Annotated in this window: 8 protein-coding genes and 1 pseudogene; 7 read left to right on the plus strand and 2 right to left on the minus strand. The window is 66.8% G+C overall.

What is annotated here, in order from left to right; all coding sequences use genetic code 11:
• The 3 genes from AC3AYF_RS12220 to AC3AYF_RS12230 all read left to right on the plus strand — a co-directional run.
• Window positions 1-1,262, plus strand: a 1,262-nt coding sequence (locus tag AC3AYF_RS12220; protein ID WP_295037840.1) for a lysine N(6)-hydroxylase/L-ornithine N(5)-oxygenase family protein, incomplete at its 5' end; no start/stop codon positions are given.
• A 52-nt stretch (window positions 1,263-1,314) separates the two neighbouring features.
• On the plus strand, window positions 1,315-3,837 hold the full coding sequence (locus tag AC3AYF_RS12225; RefSeq protein WP_295037837.1) for a GNAT family N-acetyltransferase: 2,523 nt from the start codon (window positions 1,315-1,317) through the stop codon (window positions 3,835-3,837).
• 177 nt (window positions 3,838-4,014) lie between these two features.
• A complete protein-coding gene (locus tag AC3AYF_RS12230) occupies window positions 4,015-4,527 on the plus strand; it encodes an RNA polymerase sigma factor (protein ID WP_295037835.1) in 513 nt (170 codons plus the stop codon).
• Between the two features lie 19 nt (window positions 4,528-4,546).
• Here the strand turns inward: AC3AYF_RS12230 and AC3AYF_RS12235 are convergent, their stop codons facing one another.
• On the minus strand, window positions 4,547-5,020 hold the full coding sequence (locus AC3AYF_RS12235) for a GNAT family N-acetyltransferase (protein WP_295037833.1): 474 nt from the start codon (window positions 5,018-5,020) through the stop codon (window positions 4,547-4,549).
• A complete protein-coding gene (locus tag AC3AYF_RS12240; RefSeq protein WP_295037831.1) occupies window positions 5,017-6,252 on the minus strand; it encodes a hypothetical protein in 1,236 nt (411 codons plus the stop codon). The genes AC3AYF_RS12235 and AC3AYF_RS12240 overlap by 4 nt, the downstream gene beginning before the upstream one ends.
• 150 nt (window positions 6,253-6,402) lie before the next feature.
• Here AC3AYF_RS12240 and AC3AYF_RS12245 point away from each other — a divergent pair, with 150 nt between their 5' ends.
• The 4 genes and pseudogenes from AC3AYF_RS12245 to AC3AYF_RS12260 form a co-directional block, all read left to right on the plus strand.
• The gene (locus AC3AYF_RS12245) at window positions 6,403-7,170 is read left to right on the plus strand and encodes an ATP-binding cassette domain-containing protein (protein ID WP_487779792.1); all 768 of its coding nucleotides are present in this window, start codon (window positions 6,403-6,405) and stop codon (window positions 7,168-7,170) included.
• A 158-nt stretch (window positions 7,171-7,328) separates the two neighbouring features.
• Complete coding sequence (locus AC3AYF_RS12250; protein ID WP_487779793.1) at window positions 7,329-9,080, plus strand: MFS transporter; 1,752 nt, start codon at window positions 7,329-7,331, stop codon at window positions 9,078-9,080.
• Complete coding sequence (locus AC3AYF_RS12255) at window positions 9,077-11,215, plus strand: RecQ family ATP-dependent DNA helicase (RefSeq protein ID WP_295037827.1); 2,139 nt, start codon at window positions 9,077-9,079, stop codon at window positions 11,213-11,215. The genes AC3AYF_RS12250 and AC3AYF_RS12255 overlap by 4 nt, the downstream gene beginning before the upstream one ends.
• Before the next feature lie 121 nt (window positions 11,216-11,336).
• A pseudogene (locus tag AC3AYF_RS12260) lies at window positions 11,337-11,712 on the plus strand (putative DNA modification/repair radical SAM protein); the annotation flags it as partial.

The raw sequence follows: 11,712 nt of genomic DNA on the forward strand, positions 1-11,712 counted from the left end.
CCTGCCTGACCGATCCCATCGACGATCTCGACGGCCTGTTCCTCGAGCGCCGTCCGAGCTTCGACTGGCACCCCGGGCTGCTGCTCGAGGACGCCACCCTGCAGACGCCCTTCATGGCCGACCTGGTCACCCTGGCCGACCCGACCAGCCGTTTCAGTTTTCTCAACTATCTGAAATCCCAGGGGCGACTCTACAACTTCTACATACGCGAGGACTTCTTCCTGCTGCGCAGCGAGTACAACCGGTACTGCCAGTGGGTCACCACGCAGCTCGAGTCGCTGCGCTTCCATCGCGATGTCCAGAGCATCACCTACGACGACGCCGAGCAGTGCTATCGCATCCGCTGCCGCGATACTCGAAAGAACGAGAATCGCATCTACCGCGCCCGCCGGCTGGTGCTGGGCACCGGCAACGAGCCGATGATTCCGACGTGCTGCCAGCCGGTGGCGGAGCGCGTGGTGCACTCCTCCCGCTATCTCGATCACAAGGCCGCGCTGCAGGCGAAGTCGGCGATCACGATCGTCGGCAGCGGCCAGAGCGCCGCCGAGATCTATCTCGACCTGCTCGAGGAGATCGACACCCACGACTATACCCTGAGCTGGGTCACCCGCTCGCCGCGCTTCTTCCCGCTGGAGTACGGCAAGCTGACGCTCGAGATGACCTCGCCGGATTACATCGACTATTTCCACGCCCTGCCCGAGGCGACCCGGGACGAGCTGATGCGCCAGCAGAAGGGGCTCTACAAGGGCATCAATCTCGAGCTCATCAACACCATCTACGACCGCCTCTACACCAAGAGCCTGCAGGGCAAGGTGGATACCCACCTGCTGACCTGCGCCCAGCTCGAGAGCTGCCGCTTCGATGCCGCCCGTCGCCGTTTCGACCTGACCTTCACCCACACCGAGCAGGACCGGTGCTTCGAACACCAGACGGAGGGCGTGATCCTGGCCACCGGCTACGCGGCGCAGGCACCCGCCTTCCTCGCCCCGATCGAGGAGCGGATCCGCCGCGACGGCGCCGGGCGCTATGCGGTCAGCCGTTACTACGGCATCGGCATCGACGACGACATCTTCGTCCAGAACGCCGAGCTGCATACCCACGGCCTGGTCGCCCCCGATCTCGGCATGGCGTGCTACCGCAACGCCTGCATCATCCGCGAACTCGCCGGCCGCGAGGTCTATCCCGTGGAGCGCGGCTTCACCTTCCAGGACTTCGGCGCACCCGACGACCGCGTGTTCCAGCCGCAGCGAGCCACGGCATGACCGCTGTCCCGCGCCAGTTCGCCATTTCCGTTTGCCGTCAGGAGAGAGACGCATGAATCTACCGCAGAGCCGGCTGCCCGCCGCCACGGGCAGCGTGAGCGACCTCGAGACGAAGGCCTCGTCGCCCAGCAGCCTCTATTCGCCCGAGGTTCGCTTCCGTCGCGACTGGCCGGGCATCGGCACCCTCGCCCTTCGCCCCCTCGCGCTGGATCAGGATCTCGCGCTCGTGTTCGACTGGGTCAGCAGTGACCGCGCCCGTTTCTGGGGCATGAACGGCGACAGCCGGGATCAGGTCGCCGCCTTCTACTGGGACATGCAGCAGAGCGACGGCGCCCAGGCGTTCATCGGCCTCCATGACGGCCAGCCGGCATTTCTGGTCGAATGCTACGACCCCCGCCAGGATCCGGTCGGCGAGCAGTACGCCGTCCAGCCCGGCGACCGCGGCATGCACTTCCTGGTCGCGCCGAAAGCGCCGGCGGCCGCGCCGATCCACGGCTTCAGTCAGGCCGTGATCGATACCATCGTGGCTTTCCTGTTCAGCGATCCGGAGGCGCGCCGCATCGTCGTCGAACCGGACGTCACCAACGACAGGATCCACCCGCTCAACCGCCGGGCGGGATTCGTCTACGCGGGTGAGATCCGGCTGGCGGAGAAGACCGCCCGCCTGGGCTTCTGCACCCGTGAGCGATTCGAGTCGCTGCACGCCTCGCGGCGCCGCGACACCGCCACGGGCGAGGCCAGCGCCCATCTGCGGCCCGATCGCTGGCACCGCGCCAATCGCGACCTGTTGTGCAAGGCGATCAGCGAGTTCGCCCACGAGCGACTGCTGCAGCCGGTACCGGAAACCGAGATCGACGCCAACGGCTGGGCCGACTACGCCCTCGCCACCGATAGCGACGGCATTCGCTACCGGTTCCGCGCGCGCCGGATGGCGCTGGATCACTGGTGGATCGACGAGGATACGCTGGCCAAGACGCGCGACGGCGCCTCCCAACCGCTGGACGTGGCGCAGTTCCTGCTCGAGTGCCGGGCGCGCCTGGGCATCGATCCCGACAATCTGCCCACCTACCTGGAGGAGATCGCCAGCACCCTGGCCGGCATGGCCTACAAGTCAGGCCGTGACGTACCGCCGGCCGCCGAACTCGCGCTGGCCGACTTCCAGACCCTCGAGACGGCGATGAGCGAAGGTCACCCCTGTTTCGTCGCCAACAGCGGCCGGATCGGCTTCGATATCGAGGACTATCACCGCTACGCGCCGGAAGCCGGCGCCGCGATCCGTCCGCTGTGGCTGGCCGCCGCGCGCCACTGCACGGAGTACAGCGCCATCGAGGGCCTCGATGCCGAGACCCTGTTCGCCGAGGAGCTGGACGCCTCGGTACGGGAGCGTTTCGACGACCGGCTGCGGGGGCTCGGGCTCGATCCCGATGACTACCTGTTGATGCCGGTCCACCCATGGCAGTGGCGCCACAAGCTGGCGATCACCTTCGCCGGCGAAGTGGCCGAGCAGCGCCTGGTGCTGCTCGGCGAGGCGGACGACAATTACCGCGCCCAGCAGTCGATCCGGACCTGGTTCAACGTCTCGCGGCCCCAGCGCCGCTACGTCAAGTTCGCGCTATCGATCCTCAACATGGGCTTCATGCGCGGGCTGTCGCCTCACTACATGCGCGGCACGCCGGCCATCAATGCCTGGGTCGAGAACCTGGTCGCAAGCGATCCGGAACTGCAGGCGCAGGGGTTCAGCGTACTGCGTGAAGTTGCCACGCTGGGCTATCACCACGCCGGTTTCGAGGCCGCTACCGACAAGCAAAGTCCGTATCAGAAGATGCTGGCGTGCCTGTGGCGGGAGAGCCCCTATACCCGCATCGCGCCCCATCGGCGGCTGACGACCATGGCTGCGCTGCTGCACCGGGACGCCGATGGCGATGCGCTGTTGCCGGCGCTGATCGACGCCTCCGGCATCGGCGCACGCAGCTGGATCGAGCGCTATCTGGCGGCCTACATGACACCGCTGCTGCACTGTTTCTACGCCCATGACCTGGTGTTCATGCCCCACGGCGAGAACCTGATCCTGCAGCTCGAGGATCACGTGCCGGTCGGCGCGATCCTCAAGGATATCGGCGAGGAGACCGGCATCTTCGACAACGGCCAGTCGCTGCCGGAAGCGGCCCGCCGCATTGCGGTGGAGGTACCGGAGCACCTCAAGATCCTGTCGATCTTCACCGATCTGTTCGACTGCTTCTTCCGTTTCCTCGCCGAGATCCTGGTGGCCTCGAACCAGCTCCAGGAGGACGATTTCTGGCAGTTGGTGGCGTCGTGCGTGATCGACTACCAGCGGCGACACCCGCAATTCGCTGACAAGTTCGAACGCTTCGACCTGTTCGCGCCCGAGTTCACGCTGTCGTGCCTCAACCGTTTGCAGCTGCGCAACAACCGCCAGATGATCGACCTCGCCGATCCGTCGAAGAACCTGCAGTTCGCCGGTACGCTGGTCAATCCCATCGCCGCCTGCCGACCCACTCCCGCTGCCTCGGACAAAGGCAACGGCGAGCGCGAAGTGCGGGTGGCATCGACCTGAACCGCCCCAGGCGGACACGTTGCCACGGTCGGGCGCGCCTCACCGCGCCCGGCCTGCGACGGCTGCAATACGAGGGGTTGCCAGTAGGACTTATTGCCTACACTCTTTATTGCTAATGATTCTCATTTTTGCCATGATCGCGGCACTTCTTGTCGTCCTGCCCTCGGGGCCGCCATCATGCGCGAAGCAATGTTCGAATCCCTCTACCGTCAGCACCACCATGAGCTGCTCGGCTTTCTCGATCGCCAACTGGGTTCACGGGACCAGGCCGCCGATCTTTGCCATGACGCCTACCTGCGTCTGCTCGACGCCCCCGTGCGCCGGGTGCTCGACAATCCCCGCGCCTATCTCTTCCGTATCGCTCGCAATCTGCTGATCGACCATCGGCGCCGCCAGCATCCCGAACTGATCGCCATCGACGCGCTGGAGCCGGTACTGGTCTGTCCGCGCGTCTGCCCGGAGACCGATGCCTGCCAGCGACAGTGTGTCCATCAGCTCACGCGGACGTTGGGTGCACTACCGGCAAGGCTGCGCCAGGCACTGATCTGGCACCGGCTGGAAGGGTTGACGCAGCGCGAGATTGGCCAGCGCCTCGGCGTCTCGGAGCGCATGGCGGGGCGTTACATCGCCCAGGCGATGACCCGCTGCCAGGACGAGCTGGAGGCGCTGGACGGCGAGTCACGCCACTGATCGCCCGGCGATCGGCCAGTCAGCCTTCGACCGACCGATGGCCGGCTCGGTCGGGATACCACGCCATGCCGATGGCATGCGGCGCGGTGGGCTCGAAACCGAACTGGGCGTAGAGCCGGTGGGCCTCGCCGTCCGCCAGCAGGCTGACGAAGGCGTTTTCCGGCGCCTCGCGCAGGATATAGGCGCGGATCTCGCCCATGATCCGCTTGCCCAGGCCACGCCCCTGGTGCGCCGGCTGCACGGCGATATCCACCACCTGATAGAAGCAGCCGCCGTCACCGACGACGCGGCCCATGCCCACCGTCTCGTTTCCAGATTCGCCTTCGTGAACGATCTGCACGGCGAACAGGCTGCCGGGCAGGCCGCGCTCGGCACCGGCGGTACTGCGCGGATTCATGCCGGCCTCGCGGCGGAGCCGCATATAGGTGTCGATATCGGGCGGCTCGAAAGCCAGGCGATAGGCTTCTTCATCATCGCAGGCGTCGTGTTTCATAACGTGGGATCCACTCTCGCATCGTTTTCCGGTCGATCACGCAGTGTGCCATCGCCAGGCGACCGCTGCCGGCTCGTCAGCCAGCGCGGCGTTCTCGAGGTCGCTTTCAGCAACGGCACCAACAGCCACAGCAGCGGCGCCAGCCCCCAGCGATAGACGAACCGTGCCACGATCAACAGCGGCAACAGCACCACCACCCAGATCAGGAACTGCCCCAGCCACACCGGCCAGCCAAGCCACCGCGCGGCGTTGGCCCCCAGCGCGCTGACCAGGCTGGGATGACGCACGACCACGTAGGCCGTGCCGGTGATCGCCGCTACCCTGGCTGCCCGCGAGAGCGTGACGAAGCGCCCGCCACCGGCCAGCACGCCGCGCCCGACTGCCCGCGCGCCCTGCCCTTCGGCGGCGGCGCCCACGCGGGCCGCGCGTCCGGCCCGCAGCACCTTGACCGCGCTGGCCATCACCAGCAGGTCGACACCCGCCCAGCCGATATCGGCAGCCCCGATCGCCTCGCCGCGTCGCCACTGGCTCTCCAGATCGCGCAGGCCGCTGGTGAAGAGATCACCGAGGTCGCTCACGACGCGCTCGCTCTGCAGCCAGCGCACCTCGCCGTCGGGATCGACCACGAACTGCTGCAGGAAAGCGTGGCCCTTGGCGTCGAGAATGGCGATGGCGACCTGGCCGCGGCGCACGGGCGTCAGCGATGTGCCGGCCTTGCCGCTTTCCTCTGGGATCGCGTTTTCGGCCTGACTCGCGTTTTTGGCCGCACCGGACGAGTCTCGAGACTCGCTCTCCTCGTCCTCGCCCCACCAGCGATCGAGCTGCTCGCTGGCCTGACGATAGCGGGTTCCCAGCCAGTGCTGCGCCCGCAGCGTGGCGATGTCATGATCGCGGTAATAGACCACCGGCAGCACCGCATCCGCACCGTAGCGCACCAGTACCCGCTGGAACGCCGGATCGAGCCCGTAGTCGACCAGCGCCTCGCGGGCCAGATCGCCGTGATTGCGGATCGCCAGCCAGGCAGCGGCCCACAGCGCCGGCTCGTCGGCGTAGCTCAGGAAGAGCGCATTGATCTCCGCCGACTCCTCGGCCAGCCCATCCGCCAGCGACGGCAGCGCCCGCTGGGTTTCCAGCCTCACCATGCGTGGCTCGAACGGTTCATGGGAGGCCACGGCGGAGAGCACGCCCGCACCGACGAGCGCGAACAGCAATATCGACAACCAGACTTTCATGGGCTCGCGCTCCTGGGACAGGGATATTCGGCAGTCAACGGACGCTGCCAGACGATAAACGGCGACAACCGCCTTTGATAACCGTTCGTATTTGAATTAGGATTGCATTCCATCACGTGACCCACCACTCACCGCGAGGTTGCCCCTGCCATGTTCGAAGTCCAGTCGGCGAGCTTCGAGATTGCGGGCAAGACACTGCTCTCGCCTATCGATTTCACCTTCGGTGAAGGCCAGGTCTACGGCCTGATCGGGCACAACGGTTCCGGCAAGTCGACCCTGCTGAAGCTGCTCGCGCAACAGCAGCCGGTCAGCCAGGGCGGCATCCGGCTCGATGGCCGACCGCTGTCGCAGTGGAAGCCCCGAGAATTCGCCCGCCACGTCGCCTACCTGCCGCAACATCTGCCCAGCGCCGAGAACCTCACCTGCCGCGAACTGATCGGTTTCGGCCGCTACCCCTGGCATGGCCTGCTGGGCCGCCTCAACGGCCATGACCATCAGCAGATCGAGCGCGCCATCGCCCTGACCCATACCGAAGCCTTCGCCGACCGCCTGGTCGACACCCTCTCCGGCGGCGAGCGGCAACGGGTCTGGCTCGCCATGCTGCTGGCCCAGGGCAGCCGCTACCTGCTGCTCGACGAGCCGCTGGCCGCGCTGGACATCGCCCATCAGGTCGAGGTGCTGGCGCTGGTGCGCAAGCTCTGTCGCGAGCTGGGGCTTGGCGTGATCATCGTGCTCCACGACGTCAACATGGCCGCACGCTACTGCGATCACCTGGTCGCCCTGCACAGCGGCAAGCTCCTCGCCGAAGGCGCGCCCGCCAGCATGATGAACGATATCAACCTGGAAGCCATCTACGGCATTCCGATGCGGGTCATGAACCACCCCGCCGACGCCTGCCCCATTGCGGTGCTGCAGTAACCGCAACGCCGACACCTATCCCTGATCGACATATGGCTTGCCGGTAAGCGATAGCACTGGACGCTCGCTACCATAGACAGGATGCTAACCTTTAGCGCCGGGCCTTGTCCGCTCGCCCGGTCGTGCCTTCCGATTCGCCTCCTGTCTGCGAGCTCGTCATGCTGCAACCCGTTTCCCGCCAGAGCGATCTGACCCTCGAACCCGAACAGACCCCGCCACGCCCGGCGGATGTCAGCACCTTCGCCCCGCTGGGCGTCCCCGCCTTCCGCATGATCTGGATCGCCAACCTGTTCGCCAACCTCGGGGTGTGGGCACAGTCGGTGGCGGCGGCCTGGGTGGTGACCTCGAACGACGGCGGCGCGGTGGCGGTGGCGATGATCCAGGTCGCGGCGGCGCTGCCGCTGGTGCTGATGTCGATCGTCACCGGCGTGATCGCCGACAACTACGATCGCCGCAAGGTGATGCTGTTCGGGCTGGGCATCGAAGTGCTCGGCGGGCTGTTCGTTACCGCGATCGCCTTTCTCGACCTGCTCTCGCCGGCGCTGCTGATTGCCTCGATTCTGTGCGTCTCCATCGGCGGTGCTATCACCACGCCGGCCTGGCAGGCGGCGGTCAACGAACAGGTACCGCGCAATCTGGTCTCGAGCGCGGTTCTGCTCAACAGCGTCAACTACAACGCCGCCCGCGCCATCGGCCCGGCCATCGGCGGGCTGCTGCTGGCGGCGGTGGGTCCGGCGTGGATCTTCCTGCTCAACGTGCTCTGCTTCTGCGGGCTGATCGCCGCGCTGTGGCGCTGGAAGCGTGCCGTGCTGCCCAAGTCGCTGCCGCCGGAACGGATCTGGGAAGGGGTCAAGGCGGCGCTGCATTTCGTCCAGTACTCCAGCGTCACCCGGCTGGTGATGATGCGCTCGTTCATCTTCGGGATCTCCGCCAGCGCACTGTGGGCACTGCTGCCGCTGCTGGCTCATCAGCATCCCAGCGGCAGTGCCTCGCTCTACGGCTACATGCTCGGGGGCCTCGGCATCGGGGCCATCGCCGGCAGCACCCTGGTCAACCGGGCGCGCCAGCGGCTCGGCAGCAGTCGCCTGATCAGTTTTTCCGCCATTCTGCTGGGTCTGGTGATGCTGGCGCTGGGCGGTCTCGAGACATTGTGGGTGCTGTTCCCGGCACTCATCGTCGGCGGCAGTTGCTGGATCGCGGCGGTGGCGTCCTACAACTCCTCGGTACAGATCCTGGTACCGGACTGGGTCAAGGCGCGGGCGCTGGCACTGTACCAGACCGCCCTCTACGCCGGGCTGACGCTGGGCTCGCTGCTGTGGGGGCAACTGGCCGACGGGCTGGGGGTGCAGATGGCGCTGATGCTGGCCGGCACCCTGCTGATCGTCTCGGCGCTGCTGCTGCTCCCCTCCAGGCTGCCGAACCTGGACGCCGGCGATCTGGTCGAGGCGCCGGAAGCCCACACCGATCGCCCCGATTTCGAGTTCGACCCGGCGCGGGGCTCGGTGATGGTGACCGTCGAGTACCGCATCGACGGTGACCACCTGCGGGAATTCGCCCGCGCAGTGCGCCCGCTTCGCCGGCTGCGGCTGCGCAATGGCGCCAAGCGCTGGTCGCTCTATCGGGATGTCGTCGATCGCGACCTGTGGCAGGAGGTCTTCCTGGTGCCCAACTGGCTGCAGCATCTGCGCATGTTGGATCGGTTGACCCTGGCCGACCGCGCCATCATCGATCGGGTCACGGCGCTGCACAGCGGCCCGGAGGCTCCCCGCCTGCGTCACGGCGTCAGCTATCGCTCGTCGCGGCACGCCCAGCCGGCCTTGACGCCACACCAGACCGAACCGTCCACCGACGAGTCGGCCGAGGAGCGTTCGCTGGATACGACCGCGCCATGGCCCCAGGAGAGAACATGACCCAGGCGAACATCGAAAGCGCCCGCAAGACCCTGCTCGACGTATTCGGCTTCCCGGCCTTTCGCGGCGGCCAGCAGGCCGTCGTCGAACGCGTCATCGCCGGTCGCTCCACCGCGGCGATCTTCGCCACCGGCGCCGGCAAGTCGCTCTGCTATCAGCTGCCGGCGCTTCACCTGCCGCATCTCACCCTGGTGGTCTCACCGCTGCTGGCCTTGATGCAGGATCAGCTGGCCTTTCTCCAGCGCCATGGGGTGGCGGCCGCGAGCCTCGATTCGACCCAGGATCGCGACACCGCCCGCGAGATCATGGAGCGCGCCCGCAGCGGCGAGCTGAAGATCCTGATGGTGTCGGTGGAGCGGCTCAAGAACGAGCGCTTTCGCCACTTCCTGCGTCAGGTGGCGATCTCGCTGCTGGTGATCGACGAGGCGCACTGCATCTCCGAGTGGGGTCACAATTTCCGACCCGACTATCTGAAGCTGCCGGATTACCAGCGCGAGTTCGGCATCCCCCAGGCGCTGCTGCTGACCGCCACCGCCACGCCCGCGGTAATCGACGACATGCGCGCCAAGTTCGCCATCGCCGAGGAGGATGTGGTCACCACCGGCTTCTATCGCGATAACCTGGAGCTGCTGGTGCAGCCGGTAGAGAGCGAACGCCGCCTGCCGGCGCTGGTCGACTGGCTCGTCCCGCAGCAGCAGCCTGGCCGAGAAGCGCCCACCATCGTCTACGTCACGCTGCAGCAGACCGCCGAGTCGGTGGCCGGGGCGCTGGCGAGCCGGGGCCTTTCGGCCCACGCCTATCACGCCGGCCTCGACAGCGAGACCCGGGACCGGATCCAGCAGGGCTTCATGGATGGCGAGATTCCCTGCATCGTCGCCACCATCGCCTTCGGCATGGGGATCGACAAGGGCGATATCCGCAACGTCATTCACTACGACCTGCCCAAGTCGATCGAGAACTACAGCCAGGAGATCGGGCGCGCCGGGCGTGACGGCAAGCCGTCGCGTTGCCTGATGCTGGCCGGCCGCGACGGCCTGCGCGTGCTCGAGAACTTCGTCTACGGCGACACGCCGGAGCGGGAGGGTATCCGCCACGTGCTGAGCGAGATCGCCGACGCCGGCCGCCAACCGGCGCGCCAGTGGCCGGTGCTGCTCAACACGCTCTCCCGCGACAGCAACGTCCGTCTGCTGCCGTTGAAGACGCTGCTGGTCCGACTCGAGATGCATGGCGTCATCGTGCCCCGCTTCGCCTACCTGGCCGAGTACCGGCTGCGCTATCTCGACGAGCCCGCCAACCTGGTCGCGCGCTTCGAGGGCGAGCGAGCCGACTTCGTACGCCTGCTCGTCGACAACATCGCCGTCGCCAGGACCTGGGGCACGGTGGATTTCGAGCGACTCCATCGGGCCGGCGAAGCGGCGAGACTCGACGCCTCGCGCGCGAGGGTCATCGCCGCACTGGAATACTTCCAGGACAAGGGTTGGGTGGTGCTGGAAGGCAAACGCATGACCGACGTCTACGAGGTGCGCCAGCCCGAATTCGACATCGACGCTCTGACCGATCGACTGCTGGCGGAGAGCCGATCACGAGAGCAGGCGGAGATCGACCGCCTCCAGGCCATGCTGGACCTGTTCGAATCGGACACCTGCCTGACCCGACGGCTCGCCGCTTACTTCGGCGACATGCGGTTCGAGCACGATGACGCCCCGGCGGACCGAAGTCGCGGCCAGACCGTTCAGGCCGCCCAAGGCTGCGGCCACTCTGTTCAGGCCGCCCAAGGCTGCGGCCACTCTGTTCAGGCCGCCCAAAGCTGCGGCCACTCTGTTCAGGCCGCCCAAGGCTGCGGCCACTGTTCGGTCTGCCACGGCCATGTCGCGCGTCTGCCGGGGGCGCCGCCGTTGCCCGAGCTGACCGATGCCGACTTCACCCGCCAGGCCGGTCCGTTCATCGAACGCCACCGCGAACAGCTCGGGACGTCGCCCGGCGTGCAGCGCATCGCCCATTTCCTGTGCGGGCTGTCGATGCCGGTGTTCACGCCGCTCAAGGCGCGGCAGTTGAACGGGTTCGGCGTCCACGAGCAGCGACCCTACCCCGAAGTCAGGGCGTGGATCGAGGGACGGATAGCCCACGCCGGCTGACCGCTTCGACCTTTCCGGCCTCGACGCCGGCCTCGGATTCGGACGATCCACCTTGTCGATCTTGGCGTTCTCGAATACTGTATATTCAGACAGTATTCGAGACAGGCCACAGGATTGCCGCATGGAACTGATCGACAAGCTCTCCATTCTCGCCGATGCCGCCAAGTACGATGCCTCCTGCGCCAGCAGCGGCGCGCCCCAGCGCTCGTCGCGCGGCAAGGCGGGGCTCGGGTCGTCGAACGGCATGGGGATCTGCCACAGCTTCACCCCTGACGGCCGCTGCGTGTCGCTGCTCAAGGTGTTGCTGACCAACTTCTGCCTGTTCGACTGCCAGTACTGCGTCAACCGGCGCTCGAGCAACGTGCCGCGGGCGCGATTCACGCCGGAGGAGGTCGTCCGCCTGACCCTATCGTTCTACCGTCGCAACACTATCAGCGGGCTATTTCTGAGCTCCGGGATCATCCGCTCCAGCGCCTACACCATGGAGCAGTTGATCC

Source organism: Salinicola sp., assembly GCF_982684285.1.

Coding starts and splice junctions, on each gene's coding strand:
- AC3AYF_RS12245 (WP_487779792.1), top strand. CDS start 6,403: ATGTTCGAAGTCCAGTCGGCGAGCTTCGAGATTGCGGGCAAGACACTG.
- AC3AYF_RS12255 (WP_295037827.1), top strand. CDS start 9,077: ATGACCCAGGCGAACATCGAAAGCGCCCGCAAGACCCTGCTCGACGTA.
- AC3AYF_RS12235 (WP_295037833.1), bottom strand. CDS start 5,020: ATGAAACACGACGCCTGCGATGATGAAGAAGCCTATCGCCTGGCTTTC.
- AC3AYF_RS12230 (WP_295037835.1), top strand. CDS start 4,015: ATGCGCGAAGCAATGTTCGAATCCCTCTACCGTCAGCACCACCATGAG.
- AC3AYF_RS12225 (WP_295037837.1), top strand. CDS start 1,315: ATGAATCTACCGCAGAGCCGGCTGCCCGCCGCCACGGGCAGCGTGAGC.
- AC3AYF_RS12240 (WP_295037831.1), bottom strand. CDS start 6,252: ATGAAAGTCTGGTTGTCGATATTGCTGTTCGCGCTCGTCGGTGCGGGC.
- AC3AYF_RS12250 (WP_487779793.1), top strand. CDS start 7,329: ATGCTGCAACCCGTTTCCCGCCAGAGCGATCTGACCCTCGAACCCGAA.